15 protein-coding genes are annotated in these 15,745 nt (G+C 57.8%); 11 read left to right on the top strand and 4 right to left on the bottom strand.

Features of this window, described 5'->3' with window-relative positions; all coding sequences use genetic code 11:
• The first annotated feature begins 31 nt into the window (after positions 1-31).
• The 5 genes from CLM72_RS27305 to CLM72_RS27285 all read left to right on the top strand — a co-directional run bounded on the left by CLM72_RS27305 (position 32) and on the right by CLM72_RS27285 (position 5,337).
• Positions 32-691 (top strand): DUF1120 domain-containing protein, encoded by a 660-nt coding sequence (locus CLM72_RS27305; RefSeq protein WP_105228928.1) that lies wholly within the window; start codon positions 32-34, stop codon positions 689-691.
• A 115-nt stretch (positions 692-806) separates the two neighbouring features.
• Positions 807-1,466 (top strand): DUF1120 domain-containing protein, encoded by a 660-nt coding sequence (locus CLM72_RS27300; protein ID WP_157717968.1) that lies wholly within the window; start codon positions 807-809, stop codon positions 1,464-1,466.
• Positions 1,467-1,571: 105 nt separating this feature from the next.
• The gene (locus CLM72_RS27295) at positions 1,572-2,273 is read left to right on the top strand and encodes a fimbria/pilus chaperone family protein (protein WP_081095710.1); all 702 of its coding nucleotides are present in this window, start codon (positions 1,572-1,574) and stop codon (positions 2,271-2,273) included.
• Between the two features lie 6 nt (positions 2,274-2,279).
• Positions 2,280-4,784, top strand: coding sequence for a fimbria/pilus outer membrane usher protein (locus CLM72_RS27290; protein ID WP_283250718.1), 2,505 nt, complete (start codon positions 2,280-2,282; stop codon positions 4,782-4,784).
• A 190-nt stretch (positions 4,785-4,974) separates the two neighbouring features.
• Positions 4,975-5,337, top strand: a complete 363-nt coding sequence (locus CLM72_RS27285; protein ID WP_230960007.1) for a hypothetical protein — start codon at positions 4,975-4,977, stop codon at positions 5,335-5,337.
• 4 nt (positions 5,338-5,341) lie between these two features.
• Here the strand turns inward: CLM72_RS27285 and CLM72_RS27280 are convergent, their stop codons facing one another.
• The 4 genes from CLM72_RS27280 to CLM72_RS27265 are packed head-to-tail and all read right to left on the bottom strand — an operon-like array spanning position 5,342 to position 8,181.
• Complete coding sequence (locus CLM72_RS27280; RefSeq protein ID WP_034129024.1) at positions 5,342-6,079, bottom strand: amino acid ABC transporter ATP-binding protein; 738 nt, start codon at positions 6,077-6,079, stop codon at positions 5,342-5,344.
• A complete protein-coding gene (locus tag CLM72_RS27275) occupies positions 6,066-6,716 on the bottom strand; it encodes an amino acid ABC transporter permease (RefSeq protein WP_073526089.1) in 651 nt (216 codons plus the stop codon). Before CLM72_RS27275 ends, CLM72_RS27280 begins: the two co-directional genes overlap by 14 nt.
• On the bottom strand, positions 6,713-7,381 hold the full coding sequence (locus CLM72_RS27270; RefSeq protein WP_054896001.1) for an amino acid ABC transporter permease: 669 nt from the start codon (positions 7,379-7,381) through the stop codon (positions 6,713-6,715). Before CLM72_RS27270 ends, CLM72_RS27275 begins: the two co-directional genes overlap by 4 nt.
• A 14-nt stretch (positions 7,382-7,395) precedes the next feature.
• Positions 7,396-8,181 carry a transporter substrate-binding domain-containing protein gene (locus CLM72_RS27265; RefSeq protein WP_105228927.1) on the bottom strand — a complete coding sequence of 262 codons (786 nt, stop codon included), beginning with the start codon at positions 8,179-8,181 and terminating at the stop codon, positions 7,396-7,398.
• A 254-nt stretch (positions 8,182-8,435) separates the two neighbouring features.
• Between CLM72_RS27265 and CLM72_RS27260 the strand changes: the two genes are divergently transcribed.
• The 6 genes from CLM72_RS27260 (at position 8,436) to CLM72_RS27235 (ending at position 15,711) form a co-directional block, all read left to right on the top strand.
• A complete protein-coding gene (locus tag CLM72_RS27260; RefSeq protein ID WP_105228926.1) occupies positions 8,436-9,131 on the top strand; it encodes a FadR/GntR family transcriptional regulator in 696 nt (231 codons plus the stop codon).
• 121 nt (positions 9,132-9,252) lie between these two features.
• Positions 9,253-9,582, top strand: a complete 330-nt coding sequence (trxA, locus tag CLM72_RS27255) for a thioredoxin TrxA (protein WP_034129019.1) — start codon at positions 9,253-9,255, stop codon at positions 9,580-9,582.
• 236 nt (positions 9,583-9,818) lie between these two features.
• Positions 9,819-11,078, top strand: coding sequence for a transcription termination factor Rho (rho, locus tag CLM72_RS27250; protein WP_003176825.1), 1,260 nt, complete (start codon positions 9,819-9,821; stop codon positions 11,076-11,078).
• A gap of 156 nt (positions 11,079-11,234) precedes the next feature.
• Entirely contained in the window at positions 11,235-13,217 is a 1,983-nt protein-coding gene (locus CLM72_RS27245) for an acyltransferase family protein (protein ID WP_105228925.1), read from the top strand.
• Between the two features lie 59 nt (positions 13,218-13,276).
• Entirely contained in the window at positions 13,277-14,743 is a 1,467-nt protein-coding gene (gene ubiD, locus CLM72_RS27240) for a 4-hydroxy-3-polyprenylbenzoate decarboxylase (RefSeq protein WP_105228924.1), read from the top strand.
• Positions 14,743-15,711, top strand: coding sequence for a CDP-6-deoxy-delta-3,4-glucoseen reductase (locus CLM72_RS27235; RefSeq protein WP_105228923.1), 969 nt, complete (start codon positions 14,743-14,745; stop codon positions 15,709-15,711). Before ubiD ends, CLM72_RS27235 begins: the two co-directional genes overlap by 1 nt.
• The last annotated feature ends 34 nt before the right edge of the window (positions 15,712-15,745 follow it).

Below are 15,745 nucleotides of genomic sequence, written 5' to 3'. Positions count from 1 at the left end.
CCATTTCTATGTCTATGCAGGATGTAAGATCATGAAAGTAAAGTTTGTTTTGGTGGCAGGTATGGTGCTTTCGGTGGCTAGTCTGAGTGCTCAGGCCTCAGAGTTGCGCGTAAAGGGGGCCATTGTTCCTGCCAGTTGCAGTTTTACAATGACTAATGCTGTTTTCGATTATGGTGATATCCGGCCGTCGAGCCTAAGCGAAACTCAGTATACGCGTTTGACGGCGAAGTCTACGCCGTTCGCTGTTAAATGCGAGGGAACTGCACTCACTGCGGTTGGGCTCAAGGCAGTGGATAATCGTTCATCCAGCAAAGTTCCAGGTATCGTTAGCTCAATAGACCAAGGCTACACTGATAACTACAACTATAGATTGGGTGTGTCGTCCAAAGGACAAAAAATAGGGGGTTATGCCGTACATGTTCAAAACTCTATTGCTGATGGGCGAACCGTCCGTACATTGACTTCCGCAGACAATGGCAATACATGGACGAACTATCGAAGCAACGCGTTGGGTCAAGGCGGCGATGTCATTGCCTGGTGGGGTGGTTCAGGAGCGCAAACACCACTTAAGGTTAATTCGGTATCGGGGAATATTCAGATTATCACCTTTATTAATAAAAAGTCCGCGCTCGATGTGGGCAGTAAAATCGAGTTGGACGGTCACGCAACCTTGGAGCTTCGTTACCTCTAGGCTCCTATTCGTACTTCCTTGATCAGATAATTCGCATCGGTGTGTGGGTGATAGCGCAGGCCTAATAGTCATCGGGTTTGATCTGATATTTATCGTTATGTTGAGAGTGCTAAAAATGAATAAGACGATGTTTGTAATGAGTGTCGCGTGCTTGGCGTCCCTTGGTTTTCATGCTCAAGCTGCTGACCTGAGTGTGAAAGGAACGATTGCCCCCGTCAGCTGCAGTTTCACGATAACCAATTCGGTTTTTGACTACGGAAGGATTGACCCGAATTCCCTGAGTCCGACGCGTTATACACAGTTGGCTAAAAAGACAACGCCTTATTCGATCAAGTGTGCCAGCAATGTCAAGACAACGGTGGCGATCAGGGCGTCGGACAATCGTGCAAGCTCTCGAATTCCCGGCATGATGCTCAGTCTTTTTGGCAGTAATTATAAAGATATTTATAACTTCGGATTGGGTGCTACGTCCCAGGGGCAAAAGATTGGTGGGTATCTGATCCACCTACGTAATTCTGTGGCGGACGGTGTAGCGGTGGGGATTGTTGGTTCCGAGAATAATGGCGGATATTGGCATACGAATAGCACCCAAGCCGTCGGCCATACCTCCAACCTTACGGCTTGGCGGGCAGGAAATGTCTACGCACCTATCAAGCTTAATACGGTGGCAGGCCAAATTGAAGTGTTGCCTGTTATCAATAAAACATCAGAGTTAAATATGAGTAATCAGATTAATCTGGACGGTCAGGCTACTTTGGAGCTGCGCTATCTATAACTAGGTGCGGAAAGGGGCCGAGCAGAGCCACGCTTTATTAAGCGGGCTTTGTGTCGGCCAATATTTCTTTCGCAAAGCCTGTGCGCACAAGTGGGTAGTGAAGTGATGGTTAAAAGATTTCTTAAATCATGCTTGTTAATAGGTTTTTTCTTGCCGGCGGTGCTGTTCGCCGACGGTATGCGTCCTGATACCACCGTCATTGTGCTACATGAGGCAGAAGGTGAAGTCAGCATTAACGTCACCAACACGGATAGCAGTCCGGCACTGCTGCACTCGGTTATCGAGGATGTCCCGGAAGATACCGAGCAACTGATTGTTGTCACCCCACCGGTCACACGTGTGGATGCAGGAGAGCGTCAGATGGTGCGGTTTCTTTCAATAGGCACCGAACCACTCAAGACCCAGCGCCTGAAGCGTGTGTCCTTCGAAGGAATTCCTCAGGCACAACCTGGTTCCGGTGCGACCATTGGTATCAGCCTTCGGCAGAACCTTCCGCTGATCCTGCATCCCAAAGGCTTGCCAAAAAACGATGCGCCTTGGGAACTACTGACCTGGCATCTTCAGGCCAACGTCTTGAGTGTGCGCAACGACAGCCCCTACGTAGTTCGCTTGGCGGCAGACGTCCGTCTTAATCCGCAACGAGTGACGGCCAGCCTTGCTCGTACCTACGTGCTGCCTGGCGAAGTGTTGCAGGTGGCCTTGGACAAGCCTGTACCCGGTGCGACCTCGGTCACCCTCGAACCCGCGACCGTCTACGGCTTCGCTGTCGATAGCTACGATGCGCTGCTCATCACGAATGCGCCGTGACCGTTCATGAACACAACCAATGGCAATTTCGGTGCAGTTCCCGACGACTTGAATCATGTACAAAAGCGTGAGGCGCTTTTCAGGCGAAGCGGGCTGAGCCTGTCGGTGTGCATGGCAATGATGGCGGTGGTGGTCACGGATGCTTCTGCCGCCCGTGTATCGAGCATTTCCGGGTTCGACTTGGAAACGCTGCAGGCGCGGGGTATCAGCCCTTCGGTTGCCCACTATTTTCGTCATGCGCCACGTTTCAGTGAGGGTGTGAGGGTCGTGGACCTGCACGTCAACGGTGAGCGGATAGGCTTGACGGATGCTCGGTTCGATAAAGAAGGTGAGCTATGCTTTACCCGTAGTTTGCTTGATCGTGGCAGCTTGCGGGTACCTTCCTCGGTGATCGACAAAAGTGTCCCCCCCGAGCAAGCCTGTCATGACTTCAAAGCCGAATACCCTGAGACAGTAACGACATTGCGCCCTGGCAACGAAGAGGTGTCGTTGGTGGTGCCTACGCAAGCGCTGCGAGACGTTCAGCGAGACTCCGGCAGCTATGCGCGCGGAGGCACGGCAGCGCTACTCAATTACGACGTCCAGGCAATCAACAGTCATTCCAGGGCGGATACCTATCGGTATCTTTCAGCCTCCACAGAGGTGGGCTTCAATTTTGGTGATTGGATTGCCCGCAGCCGCCAGCTTTATATTTCCAACGATCGCCGCACAACGGCCGAACACCTTTTCGCCTATGCACAACGGGATTTCTTGCCTTTGGCTTCGACCTTCCAGGTCGGTCAGATATCGAGCAATAACCCGGTGTTTGGGGGAGTACAACTGACGGGCGCGCAGATTTTCCCCGATGGTATTGAAAGTGGTGGCAGTCACAATGGCGTGGTAGTCGAGGGGCGAGCCCTGAGCCAATCACGGGTGGAAGTACGGCAATCCGGCGCGTTGATCTATACCACGGTCGTTCCTGAGGGGCCTTTTACGCTGACCAATCTGCCCTTGCTCAACGGCACCAGCGACCTTCAAGTCACGGTGATAGAGACTCAGGGCGGGCAGCGCAGTTTTGTCGTGCCGGCTGCTACGTTCCGCGCAGTGGTCCCCGTGAAGTCTGGATATACAGCTTCTTTGGGCAAGGTCCGCGAGGTGGAGGGGAGAGGGGCCAAAGAGCCCTTGCTGGCCATGGCCAGTGGTACGTGGGCTGTGGGCAAGGACAGCGCGGTCAGCGCAGGGGTACAAGGTACCGATAGCTACAATGCGGTAGGGCTTGCCCTGGACAGCAGCTTTTCCCAGCGCTTTTCCCTGGGGGTGCGTAACAACTTGTCCCGGGATCATTCAACAAACGTACAAGGCGCGCGCAACAGTGTGTCTGTGAGCGTCGGTCTGCCTGCGAATGTACAGATGTCCTTGAGTGCCACTGCGCAGACACCGGGCTATCGTGACGTCATCGATACAGTGACGCCTCATGTAAACGATGTGGATGGCTCGCGATTCAAGAACCAGTACACCGTAGGATTCAGTTGGGCTGACCCTCAGTTGGGTGGCTTCTCAATCGGTTATAACCGGGGGGCCGATTTCAAGAGCCGGATTACCCAGAATATCTACGGCACGTGGAACAAGAGCTTCAGATATGCCAGCGTCGGTGTGACCGTGGACTCTCAGATTGGCCAGTCCAACAGTGCCGATGACCGGAACGATGACGGACTGGGTATTCGACTGCAGGTCAGTGTTCCCTTGGGCCGTGATCGGAGCCTCAGCGCATTCGCTCGACGTCAGGGAGAGCGCTCCAGTATCGGCACTGCCTATGATGAGCGTGTCGACGAGACGCTGAACTACCAGATACGCAGCGACAGAGACTTCGCAGGGCATCGTGAGCACACCCTGGGCGGCACGCTCAACGCGTCTTCTCGTTACGCGCAAGTGGGGCTGGGGCTGAATCGTGACTCGTCCAGCACCAGTTACTCCGGGCAATTGCAAGGGGCGGTGGTCGCCCATTCTGAAGGTTTCACATTGTCGCCGTATCGGGTTGAGGACACGTTTGGCGTGGTCTCGGTGGGCGAGGTTGCCGGTGCTCGTCTTACCACACCTCAAGGGCCGGTGTGGACCGACCCGTGGGGCAAGGCTGTGATCGCCAGTTTGCCGGCTTATCAGTCGAGTGTGTTGGAGTTGGAAGGCAAAAGCCTACCTCGCCAGATGGATATCAAGAACGGTACCAAGGTCCTGGAAGCGGGCCGTGGGTCCTTCAACAGGGTCGATTTCGAAGTAATCAACGTACGCCGGGTACTGCTGCGCGCTACGGATATACACGGCAAACCATTGCCTCAGGGCGCTGCCGTGCTGGGGCCAGAAAATGCATTGCTGACCACGGTGGTTGGGGATGGGATGATTTTTCTCAGCAACGTCGACGCCCCCCAAGCCCTTAAAGTCTCTTCCAGCACAGTGTCCTGCGCGCTGCAACTCGACCTTCCGGAGCAAACCTATAATGGCAAATTCTACGAAACCGCTTCGGCGGTCTGTCGGTGAGATGGCCCGCATGAATGAGTGGCGTATCGGGTGCCTCAAAGGCTTGGGGCTGTTGTTGAGCTGCCTTTTACTGGCAGCGCCGGCAAGTGCTGCGAACTGCCGCCTGTCCCTGAGCCAGCCCATCATCGATTACGGCCTGCTTCGCCCAGGCGAACAGCTCGAAAATCGGGGTGCTTCGCTGGGAAAGCGTATGGTACGTCTGAACGTGATCTGCGTGGAGGCTGCGGTGATTGCGCTACGTTTTCAAGGCGTGCCGGCCAATGAGACTGGCTACAGGTTTGGCCGCCAGGGTTTTTTCAACCTGACGCTTCAGCATCCTCAACTCGACGGTAAACCCATCGAGTTAGCGCAATGGCACAACCCTACCGAACGGGACGCCCAGCTACGCCCAGGCCAATCTCTGGTAGTGCTGGTCGGCGGAGCTCCTGCCAGAGGCCACGCTTTTTCGGCGCAGGTGCAAGTAGACACCTGGCTATCGAGCGCAGCCACTGCTGTTGGCAATAAAACCACATACGAGGGCAATGGGCGTTTCGAGCTGGTGTCCGGTGGCTGAGTCCTCAGGCAGGTGATCCATGGCTGCCGATGAAGTTTGCCAGCTCGGCAGATTGCGGATGTGCAAACAGCACTTTCGGATCGCCCACTTCATGCACCTTACCCTGGTGCATGAACACCAGCTTATCCCCAACCTCCCGGGCAAAACGCATTTCGTGGGTCACCATGATCAGGGTCATGCCGTCTTTAGCCAGTTGGCGCACCACGCTGAGCACTTCATTGACCAACTCCGGGTCCAGGGCCGATGTGATTTCATCGCACAGCAGCACTTTGGGTGACATGGCCAGCGCGCGGGCAATGGCGACTCGCTGTTGCTGGCCACCGGACAGTCGATCAGGGAAAGCGTCGAACTTCTCGCCCAGGCCTACCCGTTCCAGCATCTGCTTTGCCAACTGCACCGCTTTGGCCTTTGGCACTTTCTGCACCACTTGCGGCGCCAGCATCACGTTCTCGCCCACGGTCAGGTGCGGGAACAGATTGAATTGCTGGAACACCATGCCGACCTTCTGCCGCAGGCTGCGCAGGTCGGCGCGGGCCGCGTCGAGGTATTCACCATCGACTTCGATGACGCCGTCGTTGATCGACTCCAGACCATTGAGGGTGCGCAGCAAGGTGGACTTGCCCGAGCCGCTGCGGCCGATGATTGCCACCACCTGGCCTTCGTCCACCGTCAGGTCGATGCCCTTGAGCACGTGGTGATCGCCGTAATACTTATGTAGGGCGGAAATTCTAAGCAGAGGCATGCAGTCTCCTTTCCAGGTAGCGCGCACTGAGGGACAAGGGGTAGCAAAGCAGGAAGTAACCGAGGGCCACCAGGCCATAGACCATGAAGGGTTCGAAGGTGGCGTTGGCGAGCATGCCGCCCGTCTTGGTCAGTTCGGTGAAGCCGATGATCGAGGTCACGGCGGTGCCTTTGACCACCTGCACCGAGAAGCCCACTGTCGGCGCGACAGCAATACGTAGCGCCTGGGGCAAGATCACGTAGCGCAGTTGTTCAAGCGGGTTGAGGGCCAGGCTGGCCGAGGCTTCCCATTGGCCGTGGGCAATTGAGTCGACGCAGCCGCGCCATATTTCAGCCAGGTAAGCGCTGGTAAACAGGGTCAACGCAATCGCCGCTGCCAGCCAGGGCGATATGTCCACGCCGAGCAGGGCAACGCCGAAAAACACCAGGAACAGCTGCATCAGCAGTGGCGTGCCCTGGAACAGTTCGATATAGGTGCGGGCAATGTTGCGTGGGAACGCTTTGCGGCTGATGCGCAGGGTCATCACCAGTAAGCCGATCAGGCCGCCGCCCACAAACGCCACTAGCGACAGCAGCAGCGTCCATTGCAGGCCGGTAAGCAGGTTGCGCACGATGTCCCAGAACGAAAAATCACTCATCGGCTGTTCCTCATGACAAACCGTCGGCCGATCCAGTTGAGCAACTGGCGAATCATCAGCGCCATGCACAGGTACACCAGGGTGGTCAGGGCATAGGTTTCAAAGGCACGGAAATTACGCGACTGGATAAAGTTGGCGGCAAAGCTCAGCTCTTCGGTCGCGATCTGCGAACACACCGCCGAGCCGAGCATCACGATGATGATCTGGCTGCTCAGGGCTGGCCACACCTTGCCCAGGGCCGGCAGCAGCACCACATGGCGAAACGCTTCAAAGCGCGTCATTGCCAGCGCCGCGGCCGCCTCCAGTTGCCCTCGAGGGATGGCCTGGATGCCCGCACGGATGATCTCGGTGGAGTACGCCCCCAGGTTGATCACCATCGCCAGCACGGCGGCTTGCCATTCAGTGATTTTCAACCCCAGGGACGGCAGACCGAAGAAGATAAAGAACAGTTGCACCAGGAACGGCGTGTTGCGGATCAACTCGACATACACACCAAAGAGCCACGCGAACGGCTGGATCTTCCACGCCCTTACCACGGCGCCGACGGTTCCCAGTGCCACGCCGAGGAGGGCGCCAATGGCCGTCAGCTCAAGGGTGAACAGCGCGCCACGCAGGAGCAGGTCGGTATTGGCCAGCACCGGCACAAAGTCGAATTGATAGGCCATCGTTGAGCTCCGCGTCAGAGGTCGGCAGGCAGCGGTTCTTTGAGCCACTGCATGGCGTTTTTCTCCAGGCTACCGTCAGCCTTGGCCGCGACCAGGATCTGGTTGACCTTTTCCAACAGCGCCGGCTCGTTCTTGTTCACGCCCACGTACACCGGCGAGTCCTTGAGCTTCACCTTCAGCGCGGGTACGCGTTTGGGGTTGCGTTCGCTGATGGCCACCATGACCACGTTGCCGCTGGCGATCAGGTCGACCTGGCCGGCCAGGTAGGCGGCGATGGTGGAATTGTTGTCTTCAAATCGCTTGATCGTGGCTTCCTTGGGCGCTACCGCTGTCAGCTCGATGTCCTCGATGGCGCCACGGGTCACGCTAATGGTCTTGCCCTTGAGGTCGTCGAGGCTGGTGATGGCGGCGTCAGGCGGCCCAAACACGGCGAGGTAGAACGGCGCGTAGGCGTTGGAGAAGTCGATGACCTTTGCGCGCTCGGGGTTCTTGCCCAGGCTGGAAATCACCAGGTCGACCTTGCCGGTGGTGAGGAACGGGATGCGGTTGGTGCTGTTCACCGGGGTCAGTTCCAGCTTGACCTTGAGTTGGTCGGCCAGCAGCTTTGCGGTGTCGATGTCCAGGCCACGGGGTTGCATGTCAGGGCCGACCGAGCCAAACGGCGGAAAGTCCTGGGGGACGGCAACCTTCAGGGTGCCACGAGCGACGATATCATCCAGACCATTCGCCTGGGCGGGTGCCTGGCTCAGCATCAGGCTGGCAAACAGGGCAGTGAGCAGGGCGCTGTAGCGCTTGGTCATGGCAACTCTCCGAAAAAGGCGAAGGAATTTTCTGAGTTTGCCCAGTGCACAGCCCATGCCAGCACCGTTCGGATCGTCTGCAAGGCTGATGTTTGTTGAGGTGCACAGGTCTTACTGGTCTGAACAGTTACCAGGGTTTTCGCACCCTTTTCGAGCGCTGACAAAAAGCTGCGAGCCCCTTTGGGGCGTGGCTTGCAGCCGACCATAAATAGTTTTACAACGGGTCACGCAGCTATCGGGAACCTGAGCTTTTTATGAATTCCATTGCCCAAGCCGTACCGGAAGCGGCCTTGCAGGCCATCCGCAAACTCATCAAGGAGCAAGGCTTCGGGCCGGGCGATGCGTTACCGTCCCAGCGCGACCTGGCCCTGCAATTGGGGGTGAGTCGGGCTTCGTTGCGTGAGGCGCTGTCATCCCTTAGCGCCTTGGGCGTGGTCAGTGTGCAGCCGGGCAAGGGCGTGTTCGTGCAGGACGTGCAAGAAGCGCCAGGGTTTGCCTGGCCCTTCGCGGCGCAGGTTACGCCGCCGGATATCTTCCAACTGCGCTACGCATTGGAGGGGTTTGCGGCGGGGTTGGCAGCAATGACACTGACCATCGAGGCGCTGGACAGCCTGGAGGATAATGTCGAAGCCATGCACAGAGTGCTCAAGGCGGGTGACTTCGAAGCGGCCGCTCGCCTGGACTTCGAATTTCACCAGTGCATTCTGCTGGCCAGCGGTAACCAGGCAATGGTGAGTATCCTCAGTGCCAGTGCCGAGGTGTTTTTGGAGAGTCAGAAACTACCGTTCATCCGGCCGGAGCGGGCCATGGAAACCTGGCAGGAACATCGCAGGATCCTGCGTGCCCTGGCCCGCCGCAACAGTACGACGGCGCAGAAAACCATGCAGGAACATATACGTAATGCTGCGTTGCGCACGGGCATTGCGTTCGTGACGCCCGTTACGTCGTGAGTGGGGTCATACCCACACTCATTCAACTTCATAGCAAGACTCAATCAGACGCGGCTTCCTGAACAGGGGAAGGGCGGCTATGATGGGCAACGTTTTTTTTGCTTACAATCCGGAGACATCCATGAGCAACGATCTTATCAAGCACGTCACCGACGCGACCTTTGAGGCCGAAGTACTCAAGGCTGCCGGCCCGGTGCTGGTTGACTATTGGGCTGAATGGTGCGGCCCTTGCAAAATGATCGCTCCGGTCCTGGACGACATTGCAACCACCTACGAAGGCAAGCTGACCGTTGCCAAGCTGAACATCGACGACAACCAGGAAACTCCGGCCAAGCATGGCGTACGTGGTATTCCTACGCTGATGCTGTTCAAGAACGGCAATGTTGAAGCGACTAAAGTGGGCGCGCTGTCGAAGTCCCAGTTGCAAGCTTTCCTCGACGCGAACATCTAAGCGTCGTCAAAAAAGCCCCGCAAATAGCGGGGCTTTTTCGTAAAGCAGGGCTAGACGCTCCGAAATCCAGGTGGTACATTCGGCCCCGCAGTGGTTTCTCCACTGCCCCCTGCAAGCCGTCGCCGACGCATTCCTTTTCGATTAGTACGCGATCCTGTCGCCTTCTCTGCGGCGCGGCCTCATTAAGCCAAAAGCTTAATTTCCCCCCCCTCCATAAATGATTACGTCATTCCTATATGAATCTGACTGAACTCAAGCAAAAGCCGATTACCGACCTGCTCCAATTGGCCGAAGAAATGGGCATAGAAAATATGGCCCGTTCGCGCAAGCAGGACGTGATTTTCTCCCTGCTCAAGAAGCACGCGAAAAGCGGCGAGGAAATCTCCGGTGATGGCGTGCTGGAGATCCTCCAGGACGGCTTCGGCTTCCTCCGCTCTGCAGACGCGTCCTATCTCGCCGGCCCAGACGATATCTACGTCTCGCCGAGCCAGATCCGTCGCTTCAACTTGCGCACTGGTGACACCATCGTTGGCAAGATCCGTCCTCCGAAGGAAGGCGAGCGTTACTTCGCCCTGCTCAAGGTCGACACGATCAACTTCGACCGCCCAGAGAACGCGAAAAACAAGATTCTCTTCGAGAACCTGACCCCGCTGTTCCCGACCGTGCGCATGAAGATGGAAGCCGGTAACGGCTCCACCGAAGACTTGACCGGTCGTGTGATCGATCTCTGCGCTCCGATCGGCAAAGGCCAGCGTGGCCTGATCGTCGCACCGCCGAAAGCCGGCAAGACCATCATGCTGCAGAACATCGCCGCGAACATTGCACGTAACAACCCTGAAGTTCATCTGATCGTGCTGTTGATCGATGAGCGTCCGGAAGAAGTGACCGAAATGCAGCGCACCGTGCGCGGCGAAGTGGTTGCCTCGACGTTCGATGAGCCGCCAACCCGCCACGTGCAGGTTGCCGAAATGGTGATCGAAAAGGCCAAGCGCCTGGTCGAGCACAAGAAAGACGTGGTGATCCTGCTCGATTCCATCACGCGTCTGGCCCGTGCCTACAACACCGTGATCCCGAGCTCCGGCAAGGTGCTGACCGGTGGTGTCGATGCCCACGCCCTGGAGAAACCAAAGCGTTTCTTCGGCGCTGCGCGGAACATCGAAGAAGGCGGCTCGCTGACCATTATCGCCACCGCGCTGGTTGAAACCGGCTCGAAGATGGACGAAGTGATCTACGAAGAGTTCAAGGGTACCGGCAACATGGAACTGCCTTTGGACCGCCGCATCGCTGAAAAGCGTGTGTTCCCGGCGATCAACATCAACCGCTCCGGCACCCGCCGCGAAGAGTTGCTGACCGCAGACGACGAACTGCAGCGTATGTGGATCCTGCGCAAGCTGCTGCACCCGATGGACGAAGTCGCGGCCATCGAGTTTCTGATCGACAAGCTGAAAACCACCAAGACCAACGACGAGTTCTTCCTGTCGATGAAACGCAAGTAATACAGCGTTTCAGGTCCAAAAAAATGGCGTCCTTAATGGGGCGCCATTTTTTTTGCGTCGAGATTCTGCGATTTTTGTGGCATAAGTATCCGTTAAGTAACAAAAATTGACGCGTGACTTCGCTCATCCCTTTCGTCGCAGACTGACCACATTCTTATGACCACCCTTGCTTACCGCAGAGACATCGATGGCCTGCGTGCCATTGCTGTCCTTGCAGTCGTGTTGTTCCACTTTGGTGTCCCTGGCATTACTGGCGGTTTTGTTGGCGTTGACGTCTTCTTCGTCATCTCAGGTTTCCTGATCACGTCAATTATCTGGCGTGAGCGTCAAGCTGGACGCTTCAGCTTCATCGACTTCTGGGCTCGTCGAGCCCGGCGTATCTTGCCGGCCCTGTTTGTGATGATCGCCGCGACACTGGCAGTGGGTTGGTTTCTGTTGGCGCCCAAGGACTATGAGGAGTTAGGGCGGTCTGCGCACTATCAGGTGACCTTTACGTCGAACCTGTTGTTCTCGCGTCAGCATGGCTACTTTGATGCCTCATCCGACATCAAGCCCTTGCTGCATACCTGGTCGCTTGCAGTAGAAGAGCAGTTCTATATTTTCTTCCCATTGCTGCTGACGTTGCTTTCCAGTCGGTTGAAGCACTGGCGCCTGGCATTGTTCGCGGTACTGTTGGTGTCGTTTGGCATGAGCGTCTGGGCGGTTCAGCATGAGCCGCAGAAAGCCTTCTTCCTGTTGCACCTGCGGGCCTGGGAACTACTGGCCGGTGCAATGCTGGCGGTGCAGCCCAAGCGTGAATGGCGCGCCTCGCCGGCCTTGGCTCAAGGGGTCAGCCTGGCTTCCCTGGCATTGATCCTCATCGCTGTGCTGGGCTACGACGCGAAAACGCCGTTCCCAGGTGCGACCGCGTTGTTGCCCGTGCTGGGGGTGGTCGGGTTGATCTGGGCCAACGGTCAGCAACAGACCTGGGTCGCTCGCCTGTTGGGCACACGGATCATGGTGGGTATCGGGCTGATCTCTTATTCCTGGTACCTCTGGCACTGGCCGGTGTTCGTGTACGCCAACTATGCCGCGGTAGATGGCTTGAGCGCGCTGGAGCTGGCGGGGCTGATGCTGCTTTCGCTGGTGCTGGGCTATCTGTCCTGGCGCTTCGTGGAAACGCCGTTCCGGGAAAAGCGTTTGCTGGCTTCGCGTAAGGCGATTCTGGCGTCAGCCATGGTCGGCATTCTGGGGCTGGGCTTCACTGGCCTTGCGATACGCGAAGCTGACGGCGTGCCTTCGCGCTTGTCCGAACAGGCGTTGCGTTTTGCCCAGGCCAAGAAGTGGAGCCCTGACCTGCTGGCGTGCATGGCCGACAAAGATACGCCCGATGAACGCTTGTTCTGCCATTTCGGCCCGAAAGGCCAATCTGTTTCAGCGCTGGTATGGGGCGACAGTCACGCCACCGCGCTGATACCCGCACTCAAAGAAGGCGCTGATCGCCACGATATCAGCCTGGTCGAAGCCAGTTTTGCCGGCTGTATTCCCCTCGATGGCCTGGAGAATATTGCCCGTTGCGCGCATTTCAATCGTCGCGTCGAGAAGGCCATGGCCGAGCAGACATTCAGCGATGTGGTGTTGGCCGCCCGCTGGAGCCTGTATGTGTACGGGCAAATGTCCGGTGACAAGGAGCATGCGCTCAAAGACCCGGGCACCGGCCAGTATGTGCGTGCCGTCGCCGAACAACGCTTTGCCCAGGGCTTGCGCGAGCGCATCCAGGGCTTGCGCGCTGCCGGGCACAAGGTCTGGCTGGTCAAGGAAGTGCCGCTGCAGGAAATCATCGTACCTTACCGTCTCAGCCGCCTGGCCATGATGAACCGCCCCGTGGACGGTGAAGGGCTCGCCGTGGCCGAGCATGTAAAGCGCCAGGCCTTTATCACGCACTTGTTTGATGAGTTGGCGGCGGCCGACAGCGGTGTCGCGGTGCTGGACCCTGCGCCTTTGCTGTGTGGCACCGACGGTGTATGCCGGGTCGAACTCAATGGCCGAGCGCTGTATACCGACGATAACCACCTTTCAGACGTCGGCGCGCGACACATCGAAGCCTTCCTGGAGCCGTTGTTCAGTTCGTTGCAATCACGCGGATTGACGGCCAATTAAGCTGCCAGCCGCCCTCAGAGCAGGTAGGATGTACGCCTATTTTACGGGTGGCATGGTTAATGAAATTCAAGGATCTTCGGGATTTCGTGCAGCAACTTGAGCAGCGCGGAGAGTTGAAACGTATCCAGATGCCGATTTCTCCGGTGCTGGAAATGACTGAGATTTGCGACCGCACCTTGCGCAACAAGGGCCCGGCGCTGTTGTTCGAAAACCCGACCGGCTTCGATATTCCGGTGCTGGGCAACCTGTTCGGCACTCCCGAGCGCGTGGCCTTTGGCATGGGCGCCGAGTCCGTCAGCGAACTGCGCGAGATCGGCAAGCTGCTGGCCTTTCTCAAGGAGCCCGAGCCGCCCAAGGGCTTGAAGGACGCCTGGTCCAAGCTGCCGATCTTCCGCAAGATCATTGCCATGGCCCCCAAGGTGGTCAAGGACGCGGTGTGCCAGGAAGTGGTCATTGAGGGCGACGATGTCGATCTGGCCATGCTCCCGGTGCAAACCTGCTGGCCCGGCGACGTCGGCCCGTTGATCACCTGGGGCCTGACCGTCACCAAAGGCCCGAACAAGGACCGCCAGAACCTCGGTATCTACCGTCAGCAAGTCATTGCCCGTAACAAAGTGATCATGCGCTGGCTCAGCCACCGTGGCGGCGCCCTCGACTTCCGTGAGTGGTGCGAAAAGCATCCCGGCAAGCCGTTCCCGGTATCCGTGGCCCTGGGTGCCGACCCGGCGACCATCCTCGGCGCAGTCACGCCCGTACCTGACAGCCTCTCCGAGTACGCTTTCGCCGGTTTGTTGCGCGGTAATCGCACGGAGCTGGTGAAGTGCCGCGGTAATGACCTGCAAGTGCCGGCCACCGCCGAAATCATTCTTGAAGGCGTGATTCACCCAGGTGAAATGGCCGATGAAGGCCCGTACGGCGACCACACCGGTTACTACAACGAAGTCGACAGCTTCCCGGTGTTCACCGTCGAGCGCATCACCCATCGGGTCAAGCCGATCTACCACAGCACCTACACGGGTCGTCCGCCCGATGAGCCGGCCATCCTCGGCGTGGCGCTCAACGAAGTGTTCGTGCCGATCCTGCAAAAGCAATTCCCGGAAATTACCGACTTCTACCTGCCGCCCGAGGGCTGTTCGTATCGCATGGCCATCGTGACCATGAAGAAGTCGTATCCGGGGCATGCCAAGCGGGTAATGCTCGGTGTGTGGTCGTTTTTGCGACAGTTCATGTACACCAAGTTCGTTATCGTCACCGACGACGACATCAATGCCCGAGACTGGAACGACGTGATCTGGGCCATCACCACGCGCATGGACCCCAAGCGCGATACGGTGATGATCGACAACACGCCCATCGACTACCTCGACTTCGCGTCGCCGGTATCGGGCCTTGGCTCAAAGATGGGCCTGGATGCCACGCATAAATGGCCGGGCGAAACCACGCGTGAGTGGGGCCGGGTGATCGTCAAGGATGAAGCCGTCACTGCGCGGGTCGATGCGATCTGGAAAGAATTGGGAATAGATTGATGCGTGTAACCCTGCAACCTTCCGGTGCTGTGCTGGAGCTGGCTCCTGGCGAGCGAATCCTCGAAGGCGCACGCCGCCTGGGCTATGAGTGCCCCCAAGCCTGTCGCAATGGCGTGTGCCATGTCTGTGCGGCGTTGCTGGTGGAGGGCCGCGTACAGCAAGCCGGGGAGGTGCGCGATCATGGTGAGTTCTACACCTGTATCGCCGAGCCACTGGAGGACTGTGTGGTGTTGTGGGATGGCGTTCTGGCGCCGGGAGAGTTGCCGTTGCGCAAATTGTCGTGCCAATTGATCGAGTGTGTGCAAGTGGGTGGCGATGTGTGGCGTGTGCGCCTGCGCGCCCCGGCAGGCAAAGCGGTGCGTTACCACGCCGGGCAATACCTGATGATCGAGCGGGACAACGGCGAAAAGTCAGCGTTTTCCCTGGCCTCGGCGCCCCATGCCGGGCGTGAGTTGGAGTTGCATGTACTGGCGCGGGAAGCCAGTGCGCGCAGCCTCATCGAGCAGTTGCAGCGTAACCAGATGGCGCGCGTCGAGCTGCCGTTTGGCGACACTCATCTGGCTGAACTGCCAGACGGACCACTGGTACTGATGGCCGCTGGCACCGGCATGGCGCAGATGAACAGCCTGATCGAGCATTGCCGCGCTTCAGGCTTCAAGCACCCGGTGCATCTGTATTGGGGCGTGCGTCTGCCGGAAGATTTCTACGAAATCGAGCATTGGGATCAATGGCGGCAATTACCCAACCTGTTCCTGCACAAAGTCGTCAGCGACCTGTGTGGCTGGGAAGGGCGCTGTGGTTTGCTGCATGAGGCAGTGTGCGAAGACATTGCCGACCTCAATAGCGTGCACGTCTACGCCAGCGGTTCGCCGGCGATGATCTACGGCACGCTGGACGCACTGGTCAGCGCCGGCATGGATGCGCACCGGATGCGCGCCGACGTCTTCGCCTACGCCCCAAGGCCCTGAAGCCTTGCGCTGAATAATGTAGGAGCAGGCAAGT

Origin of the sequence: Pseudomonas sp. MYb193 (genome assembly GCF_002966775.1) — a bacterium.
In the GTDB taxonomy this organism is placed as follows: domain Bacteria; phylum Pseudomonadota; class Gammaproteobacteria; order Pseudomonadales; family Pseudomonadaceae; genus Aquipseudomonas; species Aquipseudomonas paracarnis.
This window is presented reverse-complemented; position numbering and strand designations above follow the sequence as displayed.